The 24,244-nt window shown below is 65.3% G+C and carries 23 protein-coding genes; 14 read left to right on the top strand and 9 right to left on the bottom strand.

What is annotated here, in order from left to right; all coding sequences use genetic code 11:
• Positions 1-19 precede the first annotated feature (19 nt).
• A complete protein-coding gene (locus BRAGE_RS0127370; protein WP_027564265.1) occupies positions 20-1,981 on the bottom strand; it encodes a putative bifunctional diguanylate cyclase/phosphodiesterase in 1,962 nt (653 codons plus the stop codon).
• 464 nt (positions 1,982-2,445) lie between these two features.
• Entirely contained in the window at positions 2,446-2,811 is a 366-nt protein-coding gene (locus BRAGE_RS0127360) for a nuclear transport factor 2 family protein (RefSeq protein ID WP_027564266.1), read from the bottom strand.
• A gap of 347 nt (positions 2,812-3,158) precedes the next feature.
• On the opposite strand from BRAGE_RS0127360, the gene BRAGE_RS0127355 reads away from it, so the two are divergent.
• The 3 genes from BRAGE_RS0127355 to hemC are packed head-to-tail and all read left to right on the top strand — an operon-like array spanning position 3,159 to position 6,434.
• Entirely contained in the window at positions 3,159-3,749 is a 591-nt protein-coding gene (locus BRAGE_RS0127355; RefSeq protein ID WP_027564267.1) for a TetR/AcrR family transcriptional regulator, read from the top strand.
• 53 nt (positions 3,750-3,802) lie between these two features.
• Positions 3,803-5,428, top strand: a complete 1,626-nt coding sequence (locus BRAGE_RS0127350; protein ID WP_027564268.1) for a GMC family oxidoreductase — start codon at positions 3,803-3,805, stop codon at positions 5,426-5,428.
• A gap of 25 nt (positions 5,429-5,453) precedes the next feature.
• Positions 5,454-6,434 (top strand): hydroxymethylbilane synthase, encoded by a 981-nt coding sequence (gene hemC / locus BRAGE_RS0127345; RefSeq protein WP_027564269.1) that lies wholly within the window; start codon positions 5,454-5,456, stop codon positions 6,432-6,434.
• 283 nt (positions 6,435-6,717) lie between these two features.
• On the opposite strand, the gene hemE is transcribed toward hemC, so the two are convergent.
• Positions 6,718-7,752: a uroporphyrinogen decarboxylase gene (hemE, locus tag BRAGE_RS0127340; protein ID WP_027564270.1), complete on the bottom strand. Its 1,035-nt coding sequence runs from the start codon at positions 7,750-7,752 to the stop codon at positions 6,718-6,720.
• 106 nt (positions 7,753-7,858) lie between these two features.
• Here hemE and BRAGE_RS0127335 point away from each other — a divergent pair, with 106 nt between their 5' ends.
• Positions 7,859-8,074: a hypothetical protein gene (locus tag BRAGE_RS0127335; protein WP_027564271.1), complete on the top strand. Its 216-nt coding sequence runs from the start codon at positions 7,859-7,861 to the stop codon at positions 8,072-8,074.
• A gap of 173 nt (positions 8,075-8,247) precedes the next feature.
• Entirely contained in the window at positions 8,248-10,149 is a 1,902-nt protein-coding gene (locus tag BRAGE_RS0127330; RefSeq protein WP_027564272.1) for a sensor domain-containing diguanylate cyclase, read from the top strand.
• Between the two features lie 6 nt (positions 10,150-10,155).
• Here the strand turns inward: BRAGE_RS0127330 and BRAGE_RS0127325 are convergent, their stop codons facing one another.
• A complete protein-coding gene (locus tag BRAGE_RS0127325) occupies positions 10,156-10,374 on the bottom strand; it encodes a SlyX family protein (RefSeq protein WP_027564273.1) in 219 nt (72 codons plus the stop codon).
• A complete protein-coding gene (locus BRAGE_RS49290; protein ID WP_027564274.1) occupies positions 10,364-11,131 on the bottom strand; it encodes a rhodanese-related sulfurtransferase in 768 nt (255 codons plus the stop codon). The genes BRAGE_RS0127325 and BRAGE_RS49290 overlap by 11 nt, the downstream gene beginning before the upstream one ends.
• A gap of 198 nt (positions 11,132-11,329) precedes the next feature.
• Here BRAGE_RS49290 and ggt point away from each other — a divergent pair, with 198 nt between their 5' ends.
• The 5 genes from ggt to BRAGE_RS0127295 all read left to right on the top strand — a co-directional run bounded on the left by ggt (position 11,330) and on the right by BRAGE_RS0127295 (position 17,537).
• The gene (ggt, locus tag BRAGE_RS0127315; protein WP_027564275.1) at positions 11,330-12,916 is read left to right on the top strand and encodes a gamma-glutamyltransferase; all 1,587 of its coding nucleotides are present in this window, start codon (positions 11,330-11,332) and stop codon (positions 12,914-12,916) included.
• Positions 12,917-13,132: 216 nt separating this feature from the next.
• A complete protein-coding gene (locus tag BRAGE_RS0127310; RefSeq protein ID WP_430642267.1) occupies positions 13,133-13,696 on the top strand; it encodes a (2Fe-2S)-binding protein in 564 nt (187 codons plus the stop codon).
• A 4-nt stretch (positions 13,697-13,700) separates the two neighbouring features.
• Positions 13,701-14,717, top strand: coding sequence for an FAD binding domain-containing protein (locus tag BRAGE_RS0127305; RefSeq protein WP_027564277.1), 1,017 nt, complete (start codon positions 13,701-13,703; stop codon positions 14,715-14,717).
• A gap of 2 nt (positions 14,718-14,719) precedes the next feature.
• The gene (locus BRAGE_RS0127300) at positions 14,720-17,011 is read left to right on the top strand and encodes a xanthine dehydrogenase family protein molybdopterin-binding subunit (protein WP_027564278.1); all 2,292 of its coding nucleotides are present in this window, start codon (positions 14,720-14,722) and stop codon (positions 17,009-17,011) included.
• 61 nt (positions 17,012-17,072) lie between these two features.
• Positions 17,073-17,537, top strand: coding sequence for an FKBP-type peptidyl-prolyl cis-trans isomerase (locus tag BRAGE_RS0127295; protein ID WP_027564279.1), 465 nt, complete (start codon positions 17,073-17,075; stop codon positions 17,535-17,537).
• Between the two features lie 148 nt (positions 17,538-17,685).
• Here the strand turns inward: BRAGE_RS0127295 and BRAGE_RS0127290 are convergent, their stop codons facing one another.
• Positions 17,686-17,904 carry a CsbD family protein gene (locus BRAGE_RS0127290; RefSeq protein ID WP_027564280.1) on the bottom strand — a complete coding sequence of 73 codons (219 nt, stop codon included), beginning with the start codon at positions 17,902-17,904 and terminating at the stop codon, positions 17,686-17,688.
• Positions 17,905-18,031: 127 nt separating this feature from the next.
• On the opposite strand from BRAGE_RS0127290, the gene BRAGE_RS0127285 reads away from it, so the two are divergent.
• The 3 genes from BRAGE_RS0127285 (at position 18,032) to BRAGE_RS0127275 (ending at position 19,627) form a co-directional block, all read left to right on the top strand.
• Positions 18,032-18,544 carry a cupin domain-containing protein gene (locus tag BRAGE_RS0127285; RefSeq protein WP_008568982.1) on the top strand — a complete coding sequence of 171 codons (513 nt, stop codon included), beginning with the start codon at positions 18,032-18,034 and terminating at the stop codon, positions 18,542-18,544.
• Between the two features lie 127 nt (positions 18,545-18,671).
• On the top strand, positions 18,672-19,100 hold the full coding sequence (locus tag BRAGE_RS0127280; RefSeq protein WP_027564281.1) for a VOC family protein: 429 nt from the start codon (positions 18,672-18,674) through the stop codon (positions 19,098-19,100).
• A 38-nt stretch (positions 19,101-19,138) separates the two neighbouring features.
• Positions 19,139-19,627: a VOC family protein gene (locus BRAGE_RS0127275; protein ID WP_027564282.1), complete on the top strand. Its 489-nt coding sequence runs from the start codon at positions 19,139-19,141 to the stop codon at positions 19,625-19,627.
• A gap of 124 nt (positions 19,628-19,751) precedes the next feature.
• Here BRAGE_RS0127275 and BRAGE_RS0127270 read toward each other — a convergent pair whose 3' ends face one another.
• Both BRAGE_RS0127270 and BRAGE_RS0127265 read right to left on the bottom strand, forming a co-directional pair.
• Positions 19,752-20,897, bottom strand: coding sequence for a hypothetical protein (locus tag BRAGE_RS0127270; protein WP_027564283.1), 1,146 nt, complete (start codon positions 20,895-20,897; stop codon positions 19,752-19,754).
• A gap of 2 nt (positions 20,898-20,899) precedes the next feature.
• Complete coding sequence (locus tag BRAGE_RS0127265) at positions 20,900-21,601, bottom strand: FecR family protein (RefSeq protein ID WP_027564284.1); 702 nt, start codon at positions 21,599-21,601, stop codon at positions 20,900-20,902.
• A 200-nt stretch (positions 21,602-21,801) separates the two neighbouring features.
• Between BRAGE_RS0127265 and BRAGE_RS0127260 the strand changes: the two genes are divergently transcribed.
• Positions 21,802-23,082: a phospholipid carrier-dependent glycosyltransferase gene (locus tag BRAGE_RS0127260; RefSeq protein WP_027564285.1), complete on the top strand. Its 1,281-nt coding sequence runs from the start codon at positions 21,802-21,804 to the stop codon at positions 23,080-23,082.
• A gap of 54 nt (positions 23,083-23,136) precedes the next feature.
• Here BRAGE_RS0127260 and BRAGE_RS0127255 read toward each other — a convergent pair whose 3' ends face one another.
• Positions 23,137-23,778: an OmpA family protein gene (locus BRAGE_RS0127255; RefSeq protein ID WP_027564286.1), complete on the bottom strand. Its 642-nt coding sequence runs from the start codon at positions 23,776-23,778 to the stop codon at positions 23,137-23,139.
• Positions 23,779-24,244: the final 466 nt, after the last annotated feature.

The following is a 24,244-nucleotide window of genomic DNA, read 5'->3' as shown; positions in this document are numbered from 1 at the left end:
CGTTCGTGAGCAAGCGCTCTTACGCCGCAAACGTCGCCCGAAGCTTCTTGGTCTCCAGCAGCGCCATCACGCCATCGGCCTGCACCGGCCGGCTGATCAGATAGCCCTGCACCTCGTCGCAACTGATCTGCCTGAGATATTCGAGCTGGTCCGCGGTCTCGACGCCCTCCGCGACCACGCCGATGCGCAGATCGCGCGCCAGCGAGATCACCGACTTCACGATCGCTGCGCAGTCGGGCTGCACCAGCATGTCGCGGATGAAGGACTGGTCGATCTTGATCCGGCTGAACGGCAGCTTGCGCAGGTAAGTCAGCGAGGAGAAGCCGGTGCCGAAATCGTCGAGCGCCACAGTGATGCCGAGCTCGAGCAGCGCATTCAGGATCGACGCCGCCGAGCCGTATTTCGACAGCAGCATCGATTCCGTGATCTCGATCTCGAGCCGGTGCGGGGCGACCTTGGCATCCGCCAGCGCCTGCACGATGATCTGGAGAATGCTCGTGTTGTGAAACTGCGCCGCCGAAAAATTCACGGCGACGCGGATGTCCTCGGGCCAGTCCGCCAGCGTTGCACAGGCGCGGCGGATCACCCATTCGCCGATCTCGTGGATCAGCCCGGTCTCCTCGGCGATCGGGATGAACTCGCTCGGCGGCACGAGGCCGCGCGAGGGATGCTGCCAGCGCAGTAGCGCCTCGAAGCCGGTGATGCGGTTCTCGTCGAGATCGAGGAACGGCTGGAAGGCGAGGAACAGCTCGTTCCGTCCGACGGCGCCTGCGAGGTCCGATTGCAGCGCCTTGCGCTCGCGCGATGAGCGGTCGTCGCTGGCCTCGAAGAAGCACACGGTGCCCGGGCCGGCCTTCTTGGCGCGGTAGAGCGCAGTGTCGGCATTCTTCATGATGTCGAGCGCAGCGCTGCCGTCGCGCGGCGCCAGCACGATGCCGACGCTGGTCGCGCCGACGAACTGGCGGCCCTCGATCTGGAACGGCTCGGTGAAGGCGGCAACGAAGCGCTCGGCGATCTCGAGCGCGTCTTCGGGGCGCGCCAGATTGGCCATCAGCAGCGCGAACTCGTCGCCGCCGATGCGCGCAACGTGCTCGGCCGCGCGGGTGCAGCGTTGCAGGCGGCTTGCGACCTGGACCAGGAATTCGTCGCCGGCGGGATGGCCGAACTGGTCGTTGACCTCCTTGAAGCGGTCGAGGTCGAGCAGCAGCACCGCGAACTCCTCGCCGGACAGAGCGAGGCGCTTCAGGGCGGCATCGAGCGTCTCGTTGAAGGCGACGCGGTTGGGCAGCTGGGTCAGCGGGTCCTGCCGCACCGTGCGCTCGGCCTCGATCTGCCGCATCACGCGCCGCGCGAAGGCGAACGAATTCACGAACACGCCGCGCAGCAGCACGCTGCCATAGACCACGACGAGAAAGGCGATCAGCAGGAAGGCGAGGTCGCCGTTTCGCCCCAGGCAAATGGCGATCCCGATGAAGATAGGCGCGGTGAAAGCAATGGCCGCGATCGGAATGGTGGCGAAGGCCAGCGCGCCGCCGGCCAGCATGCCCGAGCAGAGACAGGTGATGACGAGCTGGCCGCCGGTCGAGGCATTGGCGAAGAAGGCGACCGGGACGATGCCCCAGGCGGTGCCGAGCACGACGGCGTTGCGCACCAGGCGGTGGATCGCCCGGCGCGAGACGAATTGCGGTTTCGTGATCCGGCGCGCGGCGCGGGATTGCAGGCCGAATGCGATCGCGGCGCCGGCGACAGCGACCGCCCAGATCAGGGCAGGGATACGGTCCGGCGACTGCCACAGCGCGATCGCTAGCACGACGGCGTTGCAGGCATTGGCTAGCATGATGCCGACGGAATAGCCGAGCACCAGCGACATTTGTTCGGCGCGGATATGGCCGGCCACGGCTTCGTCGGTTGCAGGACCGCCAAAGGCCGACAGATCGCCGGCAAACAGCCGCGCGAAATAGCTGGTCGTTTGAGTCCGCATTCCAGAGCCTAGCAGCATGAGCCGATTGTCCGGCTCGATCGCGAGAATTCGCCGTAAAGATTTGACGAACTATGAATTATCCACGCTTGCGAGGTCCGGCGTGATCACTTCTAGGTGGCAAAGATCGCATATCGATAACAAATCGATACAAATGCGGCCCCCGCGCGTTACGGCTGTAACGGAAGGGCAATCTTCGCCACCATCTCCACTGCCATGCCCCGCCTAGTGCGCAATTGCGCACGGGGGCGGAGCATCCAGTACGCCGCGGTCTGCCGGTTCAATCACGACCGTCTCGGTGTACTGGATCGCCCGGTCAAGTGTTTAGTCCGGAGACGGATTGTCGGGGGAATGTTTGCGAGCTGGGACGACCGGGAGATCGAGGATCTTGTGCGCCTGATGCGCAAGCTCGCCGACGCGATGACCGCGCCGGGCGAACCGGGCTGAAAACGACTAGGAGGGGGGCGTCACCGCCCCAACTGCTTCGGGTCGTAATAGAACCGCTCTTCGATCAGCTCGTCGCCCCGCCAGGTCTGCCACGCGATCTCTTCCAGTGTGCGCGTGATGCCTTCGGCATTGGTGAAGCTGAAGATCCAGCGTGAGGCGACGTTGTCGCCTTCGATCAGGCTCGGGCCGACCCGCACGGCCTTGACCTCCTTGAAAGCGGCCAGCACGCCGCGCTCCTTCGCCGCCAGCTTGTCCCGGCCGACCGTCGGGGCCGCGTTGTTCTCGTAAGTGGCGGCATCGGGCGTGTAGAATTGCTCGATCGCCCCGACGAAATCCCCATCCTCCAGACGCTGCGCAAAGGCTTCGACGACGTCACGGCTCGGCATGGCACACCTCACGAATGAAACCGACTGGCAGTCGGTAAATACCGACCGATAGTCGAAAAGTCAACTGGTGACCCGCGGAGAATTCGATTACAGCCAGATGAGTGAGACGCAGCTAGCGCTCAAGCGACGGTGCGTTCCCTCCCCCCTTGCGGGGGAGGGCTAGGGAGAGGGGTAGCCCAGCAAAGAGCGCCAATTGTCGAAGATGCACGAGGCGGGTGCGCCCTCGATGGAATCCCCGTGTGGTACCCCTCTCCCTGCCCCTCCCCGCAAGGGGGAGGGAACGGAGAGACCGCCGCCGATCGCCGAACTCTCTTCGACTTCAACCCATCACGCGATAAACGAGACCCATGGCAAAACAGGCGGAGCGGCGGGCAGCGACGACGGAGGCGATCCTGACGGCGGCGCGCCGGCTGTTCGGAACACACGGCTTTGCTGCCACCACCATGGACGAGATTGCGGAGGCTGCCGGCATCGCCAAGGGCGCGGTCTATCACCACTTCAAGACCAAGGAAGCGGTGTTCGAAGCCGTGTTTGATCTCGTCTCGCGCGATCTCGTTGCCGAGATCGACAGGGCCGCGCGGGCGGAGAAGGACGTGCTCGCCGCGATGGTCGCCGGCACCCAGCATTATTTTGCTGCGACCGCCAAGGGAGCGACCGGCCAGATCATCCTGCGCGATGGTCCGGCCGTGCTCGGCTGGGAGCGCTGGCGCGAGATCGACGCGCAGCATTTTGGCGGCAAGATGCCGCGCGCACTCTCGGCCGCGATGGAGGCCGGCCTGATCGGACGCCAGCCGGTCGAGCCGCTGGCGCGGCTGCTGCTCGGCGCGGTGACGGAGGCCGCGGTCGCCTGCGCCGGACGCGCCGACATCGCAAGGGCCGGCGCGGAATATGCCCGTGCGTTCCGATCGCTGGTCGAGGCGCTGCGTCTGCGCGCATGATTGTGCTAGTGACGAAACGGAAACGCCCACACCAACAAAAAGAACAGTAGCGCATGAACGCAAATTCCTCTCTCGCACCCAGCGATCCTGAATTCGACTACATCATCGTCGGCGCCGGCTCGGCCGGCTGCGTGCTCGCCAACCGCCTGTCGGCGAATGGCAAGCACAGCGTGCTCTTGCTCGAGGCTGGCCCAAAGGATTCCAACATCTGGATCCACGTGCCGCTCGGCTACGGAAAGCTGTTCAAGGAGAAGACCGTCAACTGGATGTACCAGACCGAGCCGGAGCCCGAGCTGAAGGGACGGCAAGTGTTTCAGCCGCGTGGAAAAACGCTGGGCGGCTCGAGCTCGATCAACGGCCTGCTCTATGTCCGCGGCCAGCACGAGGACTATGACCGCTGGCGCCAGCACGGCAATGCCGGCTGGGGCTATGACGACGTGCTGCCCTATTTCAAGAAGGCCGAGAACCAGACGCGCGGCGCCGATCAATATCACGGCACGGGCGGGCCGCTGCCGGTGTCCAACATGATCGTGACCGATCCGCTGTCGAAGGCTTTCATCGACGCCGCGGTCGAGACCGGTCTGCCCTATAACCCTGACTTCAACGGCGCGACGCAGGAAGGCGTCGGCCTGTTCCAGACCACGACGCGAAACGGCCGGCGCGCCTCGACGGCGGTGGCCTATCTCGGCCCCGCAAAGACGCGCGGCAATCTCAGGATCGAGACCGAGGCGCTCGGACAGCGCGTGCTGTTCGAGGGTCGGCGCGCCGTCGGCATCGAATACCGGCAGGGTGCGAACGTGCGTCGCGCGCGTGCGCGGAAAGAGGTCGTGTTGTCGAGCGGCGCCTACAACTCGCCGCAGCTCTTGCAGCTCTCCGGCGTCGGCCCCGCCGATCTCCTGCGCAAGCATGGCATCGATGTCGTGCTCGACGCAGCTGGCGTCGGCCACGACCTCCAGGACCACATGCAGGTCCGCATCGTGATGCGCTGCTCGCAGCAGATCACGCTCAACGACACCGTCAATCATCCGCTCCGCCGCACGCTGGCCGGCGCGCGCTACGCGCTGTTCCGGAAAGGCTGGCTGACGATCGCGGCCGGCACGGCCGGCGCCTTCTTCAAGACCAATCCACGGCTGGCCTCGCCGGACATCCAGGTCCACTTCCTGCCGTTCTCGACCGATAAGATGGGCGAGAGGCTGCATGATTTTTCCGGCTTCACCGCGTCGGTGTGCCAGCTCCGCCCCGAGAGCCGCGGCTCCCTGCGGATCCGAAGCGCGGACCCGACCGTGCCGCCGGAGATCCGCATCAACTACATGTCGACCGAGACCGACCGCACCACCAACGTCGAAGGCATCAAGATCCTGCGCAAAATCTTGAATGCGCCGGCCCTGAAGCCGTTCGTGGTGAACGAGTACGATCCCGGCGCGAAGGTATCCACGGATGCCGAGATCCTGGATTATTGCCGCGACCGCGGCAGCACCATCTACCATCCGACCTCGACCTGTCGTATGGGCAACGACGCGCTCGCGGTGGTGGACCAACGGCTGAAGGTAAGGGGGCTCGACGGCCTTCGCGTCGTCGACGGCTCGGTCATGCCGGACCTCGTCTCGGGGAACACCAACGCGCCGATCATCATGATCGCCGAAAAGGCGTCGGACATGATATTGGAGGATGCGCGCTAAATTCGCGCATTGAAAGGACTTGGACTTGGCTACGCGATTCAAGATCGGCACCCGCAAGAGCGCGATGGCGCTGGCGCAGACGGAGGAGATTGCGCGTCGCCTGAGCGCGGCCATGCCCGATCTCGAGGTCGAGATCGTCAAGTTCGACACCACGGGCGATCTCGACCAGACCAGCAAGCTGCTGCCGCATGGCGGCAAGGGCGGCGCCTTCGTGGCGCAGATCCGCGCCGCCGTGCTGTCGGGAGAACTTCAGGCCGCGATGCATTCGCTGAAGGACATGCCGGGCAATGAAGACACGCCCGGTCTCGTCATCGGCGCCACGCTATCGCGCGATCCGCCCGGCGATGCGCTAGTGCTGCGCGAGGGCGTGACGCTGGAAGCGCTGCGTCAGTCCCGCGGCAAGGGTTTCAAGATCGGCACCAATGCCGTTCGCCGGGCCGCCTATGCGCGGCGGCTGTTTCCGGATGTCGAGGTGATCCACTTCCGCGGCGCTGCCGACACGCGCGTGCGAAAACTCGACAATGGCGAGAAGCAGAAGCTGCCAGATGGCGGCGCGGTAGGGCCCGCGGATGCGCTGATCATGGCACGCTCGGGCCTCGACCGCGTCGGTCTTGCGCATCGCATCGCCTACGAATTCTCCGCGGCGGAGATGTTGCCCGCGGCGGGGCAGGGCATCGTCGCCGTCGAATGCGCCGCGCAGGACTGGCAGACGCGGCAAATTCTGTCATCGATCGACGATCCCGCCGCGCACGCCTCTGCCGATGCCGAGCGCGAGGTGCTGTGGGTCCTCAACGGCCACTGCAATTCGCCTGTTGCGGGCTTCTCGACCATATCGGCCGATCAGATGTCACTCACCGCCTCCGTGCTCGACCTCTCCGGCAACACCATCATCGAAGCTTCGCACACGGGCCCTGCCAATCGCCCGCGTGAGCTCGGCCGTGCGGTGGGTCTGGATCTCTTGGCGAAGGGCGCCGCCGAGATCATCGAGCGCAGCCGGCCGCGCTAGGCTCTCGGCTAACCGGTCGCTTGGGTGATGATGGCATTATGCGCCTGTTTTGCCCGACGGGTCAAATCTTATTCGGAAAGGACGAATATCCGCGCGGGGGGAATTCTTCAATGATTCCTACTGTGCATGGGGTTGTTTTCGCGGCTTTTTATCGGAGCCGACCACAAAGGGGGCGTCATGCCCGGGCTTGTGCCGGGCATCCACGTTCTTGGTGCCGAGTGGTTAGGCGTGGATGGGGGGGGGGGGCCCGCCCCCCGGCCATGACGGCGTGGAAAGAGTCCCTCTACCCCCGCACCCGCTTGATCATCTGCTCGACATGGGCGATCGGCGTCTCCGGCTGGATGCCGTGGCCGAGATTGAAGATCAGCCGCCCTTGCGCAAAGTTCGCCAGCACGTTGTCGACGGCGCGATCGAGCGCGGCGCCACCTGATATCAGCACCAGCGGATCGAGATTGCCCTGCACGGCGACACGGCTCTGCACGCGCTCGCGGATGAAGGCGGGCTCCGCGGTCCAGTCGATGCTGACCGCGTTGACGCCGGTGGCCTCGACGTAACCGGGCAGTTGCGCAGCAGCGCCGCGGGGAAAGCCGATGATCTTCGCATCCGGCACCTTTGCGCGCACGCCCGCGACGATGCGCCGCGTCGGCTCGGTTGACCAGCGCGCGAATTCGGCTGGCGGCAGCACGCCGGCCCAGGTGTCGAAGATCTGCAACGCGTTGGCGCCGGCCTCCAGCTGCTTCAGCAGATATTCGATCGAGCTCTCCACGAGCACGTCGATGATCTTCGCAAACGCTTCCGGATGCCGGTAGGCCATCATCCGGGCCGGCGCCTGGTCGGGCGTGCCGTGGCCCGCGACCATGTAGGTCGCAACCGTCCACGGCGCGCCGCAGAAGCCGATCAGCGCGGTCTTTTCATCGAGCGCGCCGCGCACGAGCTTGAGCGCCTCGAACACCGGCGTGAGCTTGCCGAGGTCGGCGTATGCGGCGAGCGTTGCGACTTTCGCCGGATCATCGAGCGGCTCCAGCCGCGGACCTTCGCCGACCTCGAAACGTACCGAGCGGCCGAGCGCGTAGGGGATCACGAGGATGTCGGAGAAGATGATTGCCGCATCAAAGCCGAACCTGCGGATCGGTTGCAGCGTCACTTCGGCGGCGAGCTCCGGGTTGAAGCAGAGATCGAGGAAGCCGCCCGCCTTGGCGCGCACCTCGCGATACTCAGGCAGATAGCGGCCGGCCTGCCGCATCATCCACATGGGCGGGATGGCTTGGCGGTGGCCGGAAAGGACGTCGATGAAAGGTTTCGTCGCAGGCTGGGGCACGAATGGTCCTGAAGCAGGTTATCGCCCCTGATACACCGCGGCGGCCCCGAGCGGAACAGGGGAACCAGCGCAATCGGGCCGCGTTGACCAGCCAACGGAGGAGATCATGGCTGAGACATTCAATCCCGCGCCGCACGACAAGCACGCCGACGATCTGCGCGAGGCGCTCGTCGCCGATCGTCACGCCAAGCTCGACACCGGGCTCGAGGGTACCTTCCCGGCATCCGATCCCGTCAGCGCCGCCCAGCCGACGCCTTCGAAGGCCGACGCGGACGCCGACAATCCCTCGCTCTGGGACAAGGTTAAGGCGATCTTCAGCTAGCGGTAAGGGGCGCCGGATTCCGATAGGTTCGCTAATGTCTTGTTAGCGATGCATCGATCCCGGCGTCCGTACGACTACGGGAAACCGGGGGTATGGCGGCGTATTCCGCCAATCGTTTCAGAGTTCAATAACAGAAGCGGCAGAGGTTCCCGGCGATCGGAGAACCCTGCCGCATGAACGCCGTTGCCCAAAGAGCCGGATGGAGCCGCCTGCCGCTGCGCGCGGCGGCTTTCGTCGTGCTCACTTGCGCGACCATCCTCGGCGTCAGCGGCTGGCGCGAATGGGCCGCGCGCGATGCGGTGCTCAAGGGCGCCGAGACCGAGATGGCGAATGTCGCGCGCTCGCTGACCCAGCATGCCGAGGATAGCCTCGATCTGCTGGATTCCGGCGTCGTCGGCGTCGTCAGCCGGCTCGAGATGGACGGCACCGAGCCGGCCACGATCGCCAAGCTCAGAAGCCTGCTGGAGGCGCGCAAGAAGGCGATGGAGCGCGTCCACAGTCTCGCCATCATCGACGACCAGGGCAATTGGCTGACCTCGCCCGGCACGATCTCCTCGACGCTCAGCGACGATGCGTTCTTCCGCCATCATCAGCTCTCGCCGAAGCGCGAGCCGTTCGTCGGCCACCCCGTGAAGAGCCAGCTCGACGGCGAATGGGTCGTCACCCTGTCGCGCCGCTTCAACAAGCCGGACGGCAGCTTTGGCGGCGTCGTGCTCGCGACCATCAGCTCGCGCTATCTCTCGCACTTCTACGAGCAGTTCGAGATCGGCCGCAACAGCTCCGTGGCGTTGATGCATGGCGAGGGCACGATCATCGCGCGCAACCCGCACAACGAAAAATTCGTCGGCCGCAGCGTGGCCGATACCCCGCTATTCCGCGACGCCAGCCTGCAACGGCCGGCTGGCGCCTATCATTTCAAGTCGCCGCTGGACGGCGCCGACCGCGTCAGCTTCTTCAAGCGCAGCGGCCGCTATCCGCTCGTCCTGCTCGCGACCGTCGACAAGGACGAGCTGCTGGCGCCCTGGCGCGCGGCGGCGATCTCCCGCATGCTCTACGTGCTCGCGCTGGTCATGCTGATCGCGATCATCGGCGCGGTGCTGGTGCGGCAGTTGCAGCGGGGCCAGAGCATGGCCGCTGCCCTGGTCGAGAAGGAAGCCCATTTCCGCCTGCTCGCCGAAGGCTCCAGCGACATGGTCACCAGCATCGGGCTCGACGAGCGGCTGCGCTACGTCTCTCCGTCCTCGATCCGTGTCGTCGGCTGGCGCGCCAACCAGCTGATCGGCACGCCGGCGCTCGCGGGCATCCATGCCGACGACCTGCAGCAGGTCCAGGCCCTCGTCGATGCCATGAAGCGCGGCGAGAAGGAGGAGGCGCGGGTCACCTATCGGAACTCGCACCGGCAGAAGGAGGAGGTCTGGCTCGAATCGACCATGCGAGTGACGCGCAAGGACAACGGCCGCGTCGACGGCGTGGTCGCGATCTCGCGCGACATCACCGAGCAGAAGAAGCTGGAGACCAGGCTCGAGACCCTCGCGATCGAGGACAGCCTGACCGGGCTCGCCAACCGCCGCCGCTTCGACGAGCGGCTCAGCGATGAATGGGCGCGCGCCTATCGCGACCGCTCCAGCCTCGCTCTGCTGATGATCGATGTCGACCACTTCAAGGCCTACAACGACGAATACGGCCATCCTGCCGGGGACGCCTGCCTGCGCGTGGTGGCGCAGGTCATCGCCGCCGAGATGAAGCGTCCCGGCGATCTCGCTGCGCGCTACGGCGGCGAGGAATTCGCCATGCTGCTGCCGAACACCGATGCCGATGGCTGCGCCCGCATCGGCGAGCGGATCAGGAAGGCCATCCGCGAGGCGGGCCTCGTCCACAGCGCCAATCGCAGCTCCGGTCGCGTCACCGCTTCGCTCGGCGGCGCCGCCTGCCGTCCGGCGCTGGAGCGCACCGCCGGCGTCGGCACCCTCGTCGAGGCGGCCGACCAGGCGCTCTATGCGGCGAAGGAAGCCGGTCGCGACCGATTGATGATGTCGGTCCAGGTCGCGAACCTGCCCAAGGCCGTCGGCGAGTAGGACCGCTCAATAATGCGGCGGGCGCTCGTTGGCGGGGCCGGGCGCGTTGGCTTCGGCCTCCTGAAGCCGCTCGCCGAGCTCCGCGACTTTCCGCGTCAGCGCATCGATTTGCTTCCACTGCGCGGTGATGGTCTGGTTCAGCGTCTCGATCGTGTCGTCCTGATAGGCGATGCGCATCTCCAGCGCGTCGATGCGCTCGCCGAGCGTCTTGATCTCATTCGTCACGTGCGGCGTCCTTGTCCCGTTCGCGCAGACCCAATTCTTTCAAGCCATGGCCGAGCGCGACGCGCTCGTCGAACACGAAGCACTCGCCGCGCCACCGGCTCTGCGCCTCCGGCACCTCTTCCAGATATCTCAAGATGCCGCCCTTGAGGTGATAGACCTCGGCAAAGCCGCGCGCGAGCAGATGCGCGCTCGCCTTCTCGCAGCGGATGCCGCCGGTGCAGAACATCGCGATGCGCCGGTGCTTTGCGGGATCGAGTTTTTGTGCGGCAAAATCCTTGAACTGGCCAAAGCTCTTGATATCAGGATCGACCGCGCCCTCGAACGTGCCCATCGCCACCTCGAACGCATTGCGGGTGTCGAGCACCAGCGTGTCGGGCGCCGCGATCAGCGCGTTCCATTGGTTCGCATCGACATAGATACCGACCTGCCGGGTCGGATCGGCGGCCGCATCGCCAAGCGTGACGATCTCCTTCTTCAGCCGCACCTTGAGCCGGCCGAACGGCGTCGCGTCAGCGGTCGAGAATTTCAGTTCGAGATTGTCTAGCCGGCCGCCGAACATGGCGCCATGGGCGAGCTCATGGACGAAGGCGTCGATCGCCTCGGGTGTGCCGGCGATCGTGCCGTTGATGCCTTCCTCCGCCAGCAGCACGCTGCCCTTCAGCGCGAGGCCGGCGCAGAACGCGCGCAGCGGCTCGCGCAGCTCGCGGTAATCGGGCAGGGCGGTGAATTGGTAGAAGGCGGCGACCTTGTGGATCATGGCGGCTCGTTTAGCAGGCGGCCGCCGCCCAGAAAACCCGCATGGCTGCGGGGCGCAAACGGTCTATACGCCCAGCGGATGGCTGCCATTTCCCTGGTATGCCAGGATTGCCCGGATGGGCCGGAATGTGTCATGTAGGCCCGGTTTTTCCGAGACGGCGCGCTATCCGCGCCGACGGTCTGAGAGAGCAAAAATTCAATGAGAAACTTCCATTTCCCCGGCAGGTCCACGGTTCACGCCACCAACGCGGTGGTGGCGACCTCGCATCCGCAGGCCTCGCTGGCCGCGATCGAGGTGCTGCGCGAGGGCGGCACGGCGGTGGACGCGGCGGTCGCGGGCTCGGCCATTCTCGCCGTGATCGAGCCGCAATCGACCGGCATCGGCGGCGACTGCTTCGCGCTGATCCAGCCGCGCGGCGAGGGCAAGATCATCGCCTATAACGGCTCCGGCCGCGCCCCGAAGGCGGCCAACGCCGACTGGTATCTCGAGCGCAAGATCAATTCCGTGCCGCTGACCTCGGCCCATGCGGTCTCGATCCCCGGCGTGATCGACTGCTTCGCGACCGTGCTGCGCGATCACGGCAAGTTCGGCTTCGACCGCCTGCTCCAGCCCGCGATCAAGGCCGCCGAGGAAGGTTACGTCGTCGCGCCCCGCATCGCCTTCGACTGGAAGAACCAGTTCGAGAAGCTCAAGGCCGGCACCAACACCGTTCGCTACCTGTTGCCGGGCGGCAAGCCGCCGGTGGCCGGCGACGTCATCCGCCAGGCCGAGCTCGGCAAGACCCTGCGCGCGATCGCCAAGGACGGCCGCGACGCCTTCTACAAGGGCGAGGTCGCGGAAGACATGGTCGAGACCCTGCGCTCGATCGGCGGTCTCCACACCCTCGACGATTTCGCCGCGCACACCACCGAGACGACGAAGCCGATCGGCGCCATGTACAAGGGCTACGACGTCTGGCAGTGCCCGCCGAACGGCCCGGGCGTCACGGCGCTGTTGATGCTCAACATCCTGTCGCGCTTCGACCTGACCAAATACGCCCCCGTCAGCGTCGAGCGCTTCCATCTCGAGGCGGAAGCCGCGCGCATCGCCTACATGAACCGCGAGATGCATGTCGCCTCTCCCGAGCACATGAAGATCAACGTCGCCGAGATGCTCGAGAAGGGCTTTGCCGACGAGTATATCAGCAAGATCCGTATGGACGGCATGCTCGACCTGCCGAATGTCGCGCCGCCGATGAACCCCTCGACCATCTACATCACCGTGGTGGACAAGGACCGCAACGTCTGCTCGTTCATCAACTCGGTCGCGCATTCGTTCGGCTCGGCGATCGTCTCCAACAAGACCGGCGTGCTGTTCCAGAACCGCGCCGGCGGCTTCCGCATCCAGCCCGGCCATCCCAACTGCATCGAAGGCGGCAAGCGCCCGCTGCACACGATCATGCCGGGGCTGCTCACCAAGGGCGGCCGTTCCACGATGTCGTTCGCGGTGATGGGCGGCCAGTACCAGCCGACCGGTCAGACTCATCTGCTGACTAACATCCTCGACTACGGCTGCGACGTACAGGAGGCGATCGACATGCCGCGCGGCCTGCATTACGAGGGCCACTATCAGCTCGAGGACAGCGTGCCGGCCGATATTGTCGAGGGCCTGAAGAAGCTCGGCCATAAGACCACCAGTGTCGTCGGCCCGCTCGGCGGCGCCCAGGCGATCTGGATCGACTGGGACAAGGGCACCCTCACCGGCGGTTCCGATCCGCGCAAGGACGGCTGCGCGCTGGGCTATTGATCGCGCGCGGTTCCTCGCGAAGACATCAGGAAAAATTGACGAAGGGCGGCACGGCATTGGCTGTGCCGCCCTTTCCCGTTCGGAACGGAGCTCATGGCCCCAAGTTGGTTGGCGGTGAGCGGTGCAGGCGTGCGCTGCTTTGTTTTGAAGCGGCGGAGGCCGTCAATGTCCGACAATTCAAGTTCCCGATCATCCGGATTCGATCGCCGCGCCTTCATGGCGGGCGCAGCCGGCAGTGCCCTCGTTCCGATCACCGCGCGCGCGGCCGCGCAGGAGGCGGACGCGCCGTCCGCGCTGGATCCGGCGCTTCCCGTCGATGTCACGCTGCACGTCAACGGCAAGGACAAGCGCCTGCACATCGACGCCCGCACCACGGTGCTCGATGCGTTGCGCGAACATCTCAAGCTCACAGGCAGCAAGAAGGGCTGCGATCACGGCCAGTGCGGCGCCTGCACCGTGCTGATCAACGACCGCCGCGTGGTGTCGTGCCTGACGCTCGCGCTCGCCGCCGAGGGGCAGGAGATCACCACGATCGAGGGCCTTGCCACCGACGATCACCTGCATCCGATGCAGCAGGCCTTCGTCGACAATGACGCGTTCCAGTGCGGCTATTGCACACCGGGGCAGATCATGTCGGCGATCGCCTGCGTGAAGGAGGGGCATGCCAACAACGAGGCCGACATCCGCGAATATATGAGCGGCAACATCTGCCGCTGCGCCGCCTATCCCAACATCGTCGCCGCCGTGAAGCAGGCCGCGCCCGAAATCATGAAAGGCTAGGCACATGCGACCTTTCTCGTATCAGAGGGCGAGCGACCCCGACATGGCCGTGCAGGCGCTCAGCGCCGCCGCGGCCGCCAACGATCCGCTGACGCAGGCCGCTGCGCAGCCGCTCGCCGGCGGCACCACGTTGATCGATCTGATGAAGCTCGACGTGATGCGGCCCGCCGCGATCGTCGACATCAATCCGCTCGCGCGCGGCTGGTCGGCGATCGAGCCGGGCGGCGACAAGCTGCGGCTCGGCGCGCTCGCAAAGATGTCTGATGTCGCCGCGCATGACGGGATCCAGCGGGACTATCCGGTGATCGCGAACTCGCTGAAGCTTGCCGCCAGCGCCCAGCTGCGCAACATGGCAACGCTCGGCGGCAACGTGATGCAGCGGACGCGGTGCAGCTATTTCCGCGATGTCTCCTACGAGAATTGCAACAAGCGCAATCCCGGTTCCGGCTGTGCCGCAATGGACGGCGTCAACCGCATGCATGCCGTGCTCGGCACGTCCGACCACTGTATCGCCACCTATCCTGGCGATTTCGCCCAGGCGCTGATCGCGCTGGACGCCACGGTCGAGATCACCGGCAGGTCCGGCACGCGCAACATGCCGTTCGCGGAGTTGCACAAGGCGCCCGGCAGCACGCCCGATATCGAGACCACGCTTCAGCCCGGCGAGCTGATCTCGGCCTTTGTCATCACCGGCCGCTGGCCGCGTTCGGTGTACCTCAAGGCGCGCGACCGGCAATCCTATGAATTCGCGCTGTCCTCGGCGGCCGTCGCGCTCGACGTGCAGGACGGCACGATCAAGGATGCGCGCGTCGCGCTCGGCGGCGTCGCGACCGTGCCCTGGAGGGCACGCGAGGCGGAGGCGCTGCTCAAGGGCCAGAAGTTCGACGATGGGCTGGCGCAGCGTGTTGCGGATGCCGCTTTCGCCCATGCCAGAGGACGTCAGCACAACAATTTCAAGATCGCGCTCGGAAAGCGCGTGGTGGCGCGTGCGCTCCAGCAGGCCGTAACGATGGAGATCTGACCATGACCGCTGCTGCTCCCGAGCCGAAGGCCAATATGGGCCAGCCCGTGCCGCGCTACGATGCGACCGCAAAAGTCACGGGGCGCGCGACCTATGCGTCCGACATGCCGCTGGACAATCCGGCCCATGCCTACCTGGTCACCAGCGCCATCGCCAAGGGCCGCATCGACAGCTTCGACCTCGATAATGCCAGGCGCGTCCGCGGTGTGATCGACATCGTCACGCACGAGAACGCCCCGAAGCTGAAGGAGTCGAAACTTTTCAGCAATGGCGGCTATGCCGGCACGACGATCCAGCCGCTGAAATCGGCCGAGATCGCGCATGACGGCCAGATCATCGCTGTCGTGATCGCGGACACCTATGAGGCCGCGCGCGAGGCGGCCAACCGCATCAAGGTCAGCTATACGGCCGCTGCGCCCACCGCGACCTTCGATTCCCCGGGCACGACGACAGCCGCCGCGAAGGGGCAGAACTCGCAGTTCAAGGAAGACCCGAAGGTCGGCGATTTTGCCAAGGCGTTCGACGAGGCCGAGGTCAAGCTCACCGCCTCCTACGACACGCCGACCCAGCACCACAATCCGATGGAGCTGTTCACGACGAGCTGCGCCTGGATGGGCGAGGACCTCGTCATCTATGAGGGCAGCCAGTATGTATACGGCCTGAAGAACGGCGTCGCCGAGCAGCTCGGCATCGACGCCGACAAGGTGCGCGTGGTCAATCCCTATGTCGGCGGCGGCTTCGGCTCGCGCGGCTCGATGACGCCGCGCACCGCCATCATCGCCGGCATTGCGAAGCGCCTGAACCGGCCCATCAAGCTCGTCGCCACCCGCGACCAGGGCTTTACCATCGCGACCTACCGCGCCGAGACGCGGCACGAGATCAAGCTTGGCGCCAGCCGTGACGGCAAGCTGACCGCGCTCAGGCACGAGGGCGCCGAGGTGTCCTCGCGTCCGGATCCCTATTGCGTCGGCGGCACCAAGACCACGACGCGGCTCTATGCCTGTCCGAACGTCGACAGCCTGGTGTCGATCGTGCGCGCCGACCGCAACACGCCGGGCTTCATGCGCTCGCCGCCGGAGGTGCCGTATCTGTTCGCGCTGGAGAGCGCGATGGACGAGCTCGCGGTCAAGCTCAACATGGATCCGGTCGAGCTCCGCCGCATCAACGACACGACCAACGAGCCGATCGACGGCAAGCCCTACACGTCGCGCTCGCTGATGGCGTGCTTCGACGAAGCCGCCAAGGCGTTCGGCTGGTCGCAGCGATCGCCGGAGCCGAAATCGATGGCGGAGGGCGACTGGCTGATCGGCTATGGCTGCGCCGCCACCTGCTATCCGACGCAGATGGCGCCCTCGGCCGCGCGCGTGCGCCTCCAGCGCGACGGCCGTACCCGCGTGGAGATCGCGGGCCACGAGATCGGCACCGGCGCCTACACGATCATCGCCCAGACCGCGTCCGAGCGGCTCGGCGTGCCGCTGGAGAAGGTCGCCGTCTTCATCGGCGATAGCGATCTGCCGCCAGCGCCGGTGGCCGGCGGCTCGAACTCGACCGCCAGCACCTGCTCGGCGGTGATGATGGTGTGCGACCAGATCCGCCAGCGGCTGTTCAAGGCGGTGATGCCGAATGCGAGCCTGACCGACAAGGCCAAGGAAACCATCGGCATGGGACAGACGCCGACGACGCAAGCCGCAAAGAGCGATCGTCCGCTCGATCTGGACAAGGCATTCGACGCGCTCGGTGTCGGCGTCGTCGAGGAATATGGCGAGTGGAAGCCGGAAGGCGCGCCGCTGGATTCCTTCAAGGCCATGCATAGCGGGCACGCGCGGCTCGTCGGCGGCCACCAGATGAAGGACAAGATTGCCTACGCCTTCGGTGCGGAGTTCGTCGAGGTCCGCGTCAACCGCTTCACGCACGAGATCCGCAGCCCCCGCCTGGTCGGCGCCTTCGCGGCCGGCCGCATCATGAATCCGCGCACGGCGCGCAGCCAGCTGATGGGCGGCCTGATCTGGGGCATGTCCTCGGCCCTGCTGGAGGCCACGGAGATCGACAAGCGCTATGCGCGCTACGTCAACGACAATCTCGCCGATTATCTTGTGCCCGTGAATGCGGACACACCAAGCGTCGAGGTGATCCTGCTCTCCGAGCAGGACGATCACATCAATCCCGCGGGCGCCAAGGGGCTCGGCGAGCTCGCCAATGTCGGTACCAACGCCGCGATCTGCAACGCGATCTATCACGCCACCGGCCAGCGCATCCGCAAGCTGCCGGTGCGGCTGGAAAATATCGAGGTCTAAAGGGGTGGAATCCCCACGCGCCTTGCGCTAGACACCTTCCGCCTCAAACCGAAGGTGCCTTATGCAGCGTTTTCAACGCGCACTCCTCGCCATCATGTCGGCACTCGCGATCACCGTGATCGCCGGCGTGTCGACATTCGTTTCCACCACGGCCTCGGCCCAGACCGCAGGAAAGACCATGACCACAGCTTCAGGCTTGCAAGTCACCGACAGCGTCGTCGGCACCGGCGCTTCGCCAAAACCCGGCCAGATCTGCGTGATGCATTACACCGGCTGGCTCTACGAGAACGGCCAGAAGGGCAAGAAATTCGACTCGTCCGTCGACCGCAACGAGCCGTTCGAATTCCCGATCGGCAAGGGCCGCGTCATCGCCGGCTGGGACGAGGGCGTTGCCACGATGAAGGTCGGCGGTAAGCGCACGCTGATCATTCCGCCGCAGCTCGGCTACGGCGCCCGCGGCGCCGGCGGCGTGATCCCGCCGAACGCGACGCTGATGTTCGACGTGGAATTGCTCGCGGTGAAGTGACGCGAAGCGTCATTCCGGGGCGGCTCGAAGAGCCGAACCCGGAATCTCGAGATTCCGGGTTCGCTTCGCGCCCCGGAATGACGGCGTGAATGGACCAACAAAAAGACCGGCCTTGCGGCCGGTCTTTTCGCTTTCAACGCTAGTCGCGCTACTCTGCCGCGCGACGAGCCGCCGCAGCGGCGCGATCCGCCGCGTCCTTTGCTGCGTCCTTGGCATCGCCCATGGCCTTCTGGCCCTTGCCCTTCACTTCCTGGACCGCGCCTTCGCCCTGCAGGCGCTCGGAACCGGTGGCTTCGCCGATGCCCTGCTTGGCCTTGCCGATCGTCTCGTTGGCGGTGCCCTTGATCTTGTCGGTGGTGCTACCCATGAAACTCTCCATCCAATTTGCTCATGAGGGCAACGTCCCGCAGCTACGAGAGTTCCGATTTTGGTATGGCTTGCGGATGCGGCTTTGGGGTAGTTTGCCGCGCACGGAACCAACAGAAAGAAGTCCCATGACCGGCCATGACCATTCGCATTCCCACCATGACCACGATCACGATGATCGCTGGAAACATGACGGCGTGCGCGTCATTCCCGGCAACCAGCTCGACACCAACGTGCCCTCGACGGCCGGCATGGACCGCGCGGCCGCGATCAATTTCGCGCGCGTCGGCGCGCAGAAATTGTGGGCGGGCACGGTCAGCATCAAGCCGGATGCCAAGACCGGCGCGCATCACCACGGCCATCTCGAAAGCGTCATCTACGTGGTGAAGGGCAAGGCGCGGATGCGCTGGGGCGAGAAGCTGCAATTCACCGCCGAGGCTGGCCCCGGCGATTTCATTTTCGTGCCGCCCTACGTGCCGCACCAGGAGATCAACGCCAGCCCGGACGAGGTGCTGGAATGCGTGCTGGTGCGCAGCGACGGCGAGGCGGTCGCGATCAACCTCGACATCGAGCCGGTCGAGAAGCCCGAGACCGTGCTGTGGATCGACCCGGTGCACCGGGATCCCAACGAGAAGAAGTAAGACCTCCCGAGACCGCCGCGGGGCAGTGCGGTCGCCTCCAGGGAGGCGGCAAAAAATATCCGGAAGCGATGTCGGATGGCCGTCGGGCCATCCGTCCTTGGGCAGAACCCCGCCCAAGGAGCTTCCGATGCCCAGGATGATCTTCATCAATCTGCCGGTGACCGACCTGAAGCGCGCCACGGCCTTTTACGAGGCGGTCGGCGCGACCAGGAACCCGCAATTCTGCGATGACACCGCGAGCTGCATGGTCTTCTCCGAGACCATCTACGCGATGCTGACGACCCACGACAAATTCCGCCAGTTCACGCCGAAGCCGATCGCGGATGCGAAGACCTCGAACCAGGCGCTGTTCTGCCTGTCCGCCGAGAGCCGGAGCGAGGTCGACGAGATCGTTGCCAGGGCCGAGGCTGCAGGCGGGGTCGCCGATCCCAGCCCGAAGGACGAATACAGCTTCATGTACGGCCGCAGCTTCGAGGATCCGGATGGCCATATGTGGGGTGTGAACTGGATGGACATGGCAGCGTTCGCCGCGCAGTCCGAGATGGCGAACGCCTGATCGAAGCCCGATCGAACAACCAAAGAGGAGTGCGCTTCATGTCCAAGCTCGTGCCCTGCATGTGGTTCAACGGCGATGCCGAGGAAGCCGCGAAGTTCTACACCTCGCTCGTTCCGAATTCGGAGATCACGCACGTTCAGCAGAACGTTTCGGACGGCCCGTCCGGCAAGACGGGCTCGGTGCTGGTCGTCGAGTTCACTGTCGCCGGGCAGCCCCTGGTCGCGCTCAACGGCGGCATGACGATGGAATACACCCACGCCATCTCGCTGATGATCCATTGCGACGACCAGGCCCAGGTCGATAGCGTCTGGAACGCGTTCCTGGCGCATGGCGGCAGGGAAGAGCAGTGCGGCTGGCTCAGGGACCGCTGGGGCGTGGCCTGGCAGGTGGTGCCGAAGGTGATGTTCGAATTCCTGTCGAGCCCCGACAGGGCCGCGGCCGCGCGCGCGATGCAGGCCATGATGAAGATGGTCAAGCTGGACGTGGAGGCGCTGCGGCGCGCGTTCGAGGGCAAGTCCGCGGCGTGACGTCGACACAGGTGCCGTAGGGTGGGCAAAGGCGCGAAGCGCCGTGCCACCATCCGTCCCTGATTGCGAGAAGTGGTGGGCACGCTTTCGCTTTGCCCACCCTACGGGACCGTCCCTGGGCGCTCTAATAATTGATCCGCAGCCCCACGCCGCCATGGATGGTGTTGCCCACCGGCTGCGGGCCCAGCGTGCCGTTCGCGAACAGGTCCACGATCCAGCCCTTCTGCACCCGGAAGCCTAGTCGGCCGCCATATTCGAACCAGCCCTGGTTGCCCATGGTCGGCACCACCGTGCCGTTGCCGGTGACCGTCGCAACGATGCCGCTATGGCCGGCGAACGACTGCACCCAGCCACCGTTGATGTTGGTCTCGATGTTGCCGCCGTAGAGATGCGTCCACTGGCCGCCGATCTTGACCAGGTTGGTGCGGTCGGTGCCGGTCGCGATGCTGGCGTCGAACGGGTTGAAAGCGACTGCGCTGTCGCTATAGCCGGACACGCGCTGCCAGAGCTGCCAGACCTCGATCGAGGCCGCGACCTCGTCGCGCGGCGAGACGCGGCTCATCCAGCCGGCGCGGCCGTAGACGGCATAGTTCGCCGCATTGGTCGAGCTCGTCACGCTCACCGGGCCGAGGTTGGTGTCGTAGCTGCGGGTGTAGCGGGCCTTCTCCCACGGCGTCAGGATGGTGCCGACGTCGAAGAACGGGCGCGACGAGCCCCAGTCGGTGAAGTCGTAGCGCAGCGCAAAGGCGCCGATCGGCGCGCTGGTGATCTTGTACCCGCCCTCGTTGTATTGCGTGTAGGCGATGCCGGCGAGGAGCGACAAATTGTTGGTGAGCTCCTTGCGGCCGTGAATGCCGGCCGAGAATGAGCCGGCCGACCCGAACGCGCTGATGCAATCACTGCAATTGACCTGCTCGTTGACGCCGAGCAGCACCGTGCCGAGCACCCGGTTGGTGATCATCTGGTTGAAGCGCTGGCCCGCGAGACCGCCGATCGAATTGCCGCTGGAATCCGCGCCGGTCGGGCTGGGACTCGGGCTCGGATAAGGTGACGGATAGGGGGACGGCCCGCTGGATGTCGGGGTCGTCGTGGGCGTACTCGTGGGCGTGGACGTCGGCGCGTAGCTGGGCGTTGGCGTGGGCCCGTAGCAATTCGACTCGCAGGAGGCCTGCGCCATGGCCGGACGCGCATGGAGCGCCGCCAGCGCGAACGTGGCGGCTGCGGCCAGCACCGCGGCAGGCAGGAAACGCCTCAAGCGGTGTTTCGCCATCATCAGCGCCCGCACAGCATGCCGTCGTCATGGACGGCGGGCGTGATGGTTGGCGTGGCGTCGGCATATTGGTTGACTGAGCACAGCCCCGCGCTTGCGGCGCAATTGGCGGCAAACGTCCAGGGCGGTGTATTGGTCTTGGTGATGCTGACCTTGCCGCCAGTGGAGGTGATCACTGCTGTGTCGCCCGGCTGGGCGAGCTGCACGCATTGGAAGCTCAGCGTGCAGACGCTGGCCGCGCCGTCCTGAAGCACGACGACCGAGCGGCCGCGCTGCGACAGGATGTCGAGCGTGGTGCCGCGTACGCCGATGGTCGCGAGCGGCGTCGTGATCTTGTAGGCGGTCTTCTCGGAATGGCCGGTGACGAAGCGGAACGCGCCCGTGGTCATGCGGATCGCGACATCGCGATAGCTGTGCTCGTCGTTGAAGACGGTACGATCGAGCTTGAGCGTGGCGCTCGGGCCGAGCGAGAGATTGGTGCTGTCGGCCATGACGAAGCGCGCGGCGCTGTCGGCGCCGGTGCGCACGGTCTCGTCGCGCAGCATGCTGTCGCCGACATTGATCGGAGTCGCGGTCGCGGCGACGCGCACCACTTCGTTCTGGATCACGACGGCTTCGCCGACGCGCGTCTGCGCTTGCGCGCCAGACGCCGCGCACAGCACGGCCGTCAGCAGTGTGGAGAAAAACGAGAAACGCAAATTCATTTCGCAACCGATCGATGTGTCCCTGATCGTACCGGATCGCGCGCGCTTCTGATGTGGCGAAATTATCACAAGCGGCGCGGGACCTGCGCTATGCTTAGTGACAGTTGCGGCGGAATGCGTTCAATGAAAACCGCCGTCCAGATTATTCTCCCGGTGAAGCAGATTTGCCACGCAAGATATCTCCACAACAGCCGATCGAAGTGTCAGCGGTTCCGAAGCTGTCGCAGAGCGCAGTGATCGCTGTCGCGATCTTCCTGGTTGCGCATCTGGCGCTGCTGATTGGCCTGACGACCCCGGAGAAATTCGTCTTCGACGAGGTGCACTACGTGCCGGCGGCGCGGCAGATGCTGGCGCCTGCAATGTCGCAGCCGATGCTCAATCCGATGCACCCGCCGCTGGCCAAGGAGCTGATCGCGGCCTCGATTGCCACGTTCGGCGACAACGCATTCGGCTGGCGCTATCTCGCGACATTGTTCGGCGCGCTCGCGATCGTCGCGATCTATCTGAGCGCCCTTGCGCTGTTTTCCGCGCAAGGGCCTGCGATCGCCGCCGCGCTGATCGCGGCGTTCAACCAGATGCTGTACGTGCAGGCGCGCATCGCGATGCTCGACATCTTCGCGTTAGGCTTCGGCCTGCTCGCGATCGCCGCCTTCATGCATGGGTTTCGAAGAGAGCGCCCGCATGCGCTGTTCGCGCTCGCAGGCGCTCTGCTCGGCTTTGCTGCGGCCTGCAAATGGAGCGGCCTGTTTCCGCTCGGGGTCTGCATCGTCATCGTTGCGGTGATCCGCCTGATGCAGGGCTGGCGCACGCTGTTTGCCGACGCCAAGCCGGGCGACTGGTATCGGCCCGACCTCTGGCCCGACTTTCGCGTGCATCACGTTGCACTCTGCTTCGCGGTCTTGCCGGCGATCACGTATCTGGCCGCATTCGTTCCGCTCTATGGCTTCTCGCTATCGGATCTGATCGAGGCGCAGCGCCGGATCTTTGCGGACAACACCACGGCCGCGATCGCGGGGCATACCTATATGAGCGCGTGGCCGTCCTGGCCGCTGCTGGCGCGACCGGTGTGGTTTCTGTTCGACAAGTCTTCGGAGAATAGCGTCTCCGCGGTCGTCTTTCTCGGCAATCCCCTGGTGATGTGGCCGGCGCTGCTCGCGCTCGCAATCGTGCTGCGCGACTTCGTCGTCGCGCGCCGCTGGGATGCGTTCCTGATCGCAACGTTCTATTTCGGCTGCTGGCTCGCCTGGGCGCTGCTGCCACGCACGCTCGGCTTCATCTACTACTATCTGCCGGCAGCAACGATTGCATCGCTCGCGCTGGTCTATGTGCTGCGAAGACAGGGGCTGCCGCGCTGGCTGCTATGGGCCTATGTCGGCATCGCCGCCATCGGCTTTGCCATGATGCTGCCGATCTCGGCGGCGTTCATCGGTACGACGATGCAGAATTTCAACCGCCTGATGTTGTTCCAGAGCTGGATCTGACATCAGAAAACCGCCTGCCGCTGATTGTGGCAGGCGGCTCATTGATCGTCGCGATTATTTCGACGCGGTCTTGGTGTCCATGTTCACGACCTGGACGCGGCGGTTGATCGGGTCGGCGCCGTTGGCGGTGTCCTTCAGCTTGGTCTTGCCGTAGCCGACGGTGACGAGATCGGTGCCGTTGAGGCCGTAGTTCTGCACCAGGTACTTCTTGATGGTGTCGGCGCGACGTTCGGAGAGCCCCTGATTGTACTCTTCGCCGCCGATCGCATCGGTGTGGCCGGCGACCACGAAGGTCGAGCCCTTCAGCGCCGGGTCGGATAGGGCCTTGCCGAGCGCCTGCACCGACGACACCGAGGTCTTGGCGATGTCGGCCGAGTTGTAGTCGAACTGGATCTCCAGATCGATCTTCGGCTTGGTCGCAGCTAACTCGGCGATCTGCTCGCGTTCGCCCATCGAGAGCGATCGGGTCGAGCGGTTGCGCACGGTGTTCAGGAAGGTCGCTTCCTTGGCCTGCGCGGTCGGATCGGCTTGCGGTCCGACGGACAGGCCGCGGGTCGCCGGCTTCGGCTTCAACGCATTCACGATCTGGTCGGCGGAGAAGTTGTTGTCGCCGGCGAGAGCAAGGCTCGCCGTCATCGACAGCGCGGCCGTCAGAGTGATCGCCTTCAGTGCAAAAAACTTATCGAAACGGGTCATTGTCGTATCCTCGGTGTGACGCCTGATAGCGATTTGATGCTGGGAGCCTAGGACAGGTTCAAAGGCCCCGATGTGATGCGGGTCACATTCCAAATGGCCAAAATGTCCTGCGCGCCGGAGCCAATTGGCATCCATTGCGTGTCGGGTGAGTGGCAGCGCCCTGCCACCGGGAAGAAGCGCTGTCTCATTCGGCCGCAGAAGCAGAATGCTGACCCCTCTCGCTTTCTCGGAAGAGTGTTCGATACCTGCTGGACTCGCGGCCCCGGCAGGTACAATCTTTTCGTCATTGCTCGTCACCAGCCTGTATTGCCCGCTGCGTCAGCAGCCCGAAAAGCTACCGTCGCAGCGACTCCCAGTTCGGTTCGGGCAGCGGAAATCCCCGAGTGATCCAGATCACAGTGCGTCCTTGTGAGCTGGACCAGATTGCTCTCATCGGATCGGCTAAGGCCGACCCGAGAGCAGCGAA

The organism is Bradyrhizobium genosp. SA-4 str. CB756 (assembly GCF_000473125.1).
Taxonomy (GTDB): Bacteria; Pseudomonadota; Alphaproteobacteria; order Rhizobiales; family Xanthobacteraceae; genus Bradyrhizobium; species Bradyrhizobium arachidis.
Note: the sequence above shows the minus strand (reverse complement) of the source record. Positions and strands in the feature narration are given on the sequence as shown.

Excerpts from the sequence above, each read along its gene's own strand:
- BRAGE_RS0127310 (WP_430642267.1), top strand. The coding sequence starts at position 13,133 with ATGGCGGGCGCAGCCGGCAGTGCCCTCGTTCCGATCACCGCGCGCGCG.
- BRAGE_RS0127370 (WP_027564265.1), bottom strand. The coding sequence starts at position 1,981 with ATGCGGACTCAAACGACCAGCTATTTCGCGCGGCTGTTTGCCGGCGAT.
- BRAGE_RS49290 (WP_027564274.1), bottom strand. The coding sequence starts at position 11,131 with ATGATCCACAAGGTCGCCGCCTTCTACCAATTCACCGCCCTGCCCGAT.
- BRAGE_RS0127305 (WP_027564277.1), top strand. The coding sequence starts at position 13,701 with ATGCGACCTTTCTCGTATCAGAGGGCGAGCGACCCCGACATGGCCGTG.
- BRAGE_RS0127275 (WP_027564282.1), top strand. The coding sequence starts at position 19,139 with ATGTCCAAGCTCGTGCCCTGCATGTGGTTCAACGGCGATGCCGAGGAA.
- BRAGE_RS0127360 (WP_027564266.1), bottom strand. The coding sequence starts at position 2,811 with ATGCCGAGCCGTGACGTCGTCGAAGCCTTTGCGCAGCGTCTGGAGGAT.
- BRAGE_RS0127335 (WP_027564271.1), top strand. The coding sequence starts at position 7,859 with ATGGCTGAGACATTCAATCCCGCGCCGCACGACAAGCACGCCGACGAT.
- BRAGE_RS0127270 (WP_027564283.1), bottom strand. The coding sequence starts at position 20,897 with ATGGCGAAACACCGCTTGAGGCGTTTCCTGCCTGCCGCGGTGCTGGCC.
- BRAGE_RS0127255 (WP_027564286.1), bottom strand. The coding sequence starts at position 23,778 with ATGACCCGTTTCGATAAGTTTTTTGCACTGAAGGCGATCACTCTGACG.
- BRAGE_RS0127295 (WP_027564279.1), top strand. The coding sequence starts at position 17,073 with ATGCAGCGTTTTCAACGCGCACTCCTCGCCATCATGTCGGCACTCGCG.
- BRAGE_RS0127280 (WP_027564281.1), top strand. The coding sequence starts at position 18,672 with ATGCCCAGGATGATCTTCATCAATCTGCCGGTGACCGACCTGAAGCGC.
- BRAGE_RS0127265 (WP_027564284.1), bottom strand. The coding sequence starts at position 21,601 with ATGAATTTGCGTTTCTCGTTTTTCTCCACACTGCTGACGGCCGTGCTG.
- BRAGE_RS0127355 (WP_027564267.1), top strand. The coding sequence starts at position 3,159 with ATGGCAAAACAGGCGGAGCGGCGGGCAGCGACGACGGAGGCGATCCTG.
- BRAGE_RS0127330 (WP_027564272.1), top strand. The coding sequence starts at position 8,248 with ATGAACGCCGTTGCCCAAAGAGCCGGATGGAGCCGCCTGCCGCTGCGC.
- BRAGE_RS0127300 (WP_027564278.1), top strand. The coding sequence starts at position 14,720 with ATGACCGCTGCTGCTCCCGAGCCGAAGGCCAATATGGGCCAGCCCGTG.
- BRAGE_RS0127350 (WP_027564268.1), top strand. The coding sequence starts at position 3,803 with ATGAACGCAAATTCCTCTCTCGCACCCAGCGATCCTGAATTCGACTAC.
- ggt (WP_027564275.1), top strand. The coding sequence starts at position 11,330 with ATGAGAAACTTCCATTTCCCCGGCAGGTCCACGGTTCACGCCACCAAC.
- BRAGE_RS0127290 (WP_027564280.1), bottom strand. The coding sequence starts at position 17,904 with ATGGGTAGCACCACCGACAAGATCAAGGGCACCGCCAACGAGACGATC.
- BRAGE_RS0127285 (WP_008568982.1), top strand. The coding sequence starts at position 18,032 with ATGACCGGCCATGACCATTCGCATTCCCACCATGACCACGATCACGAT.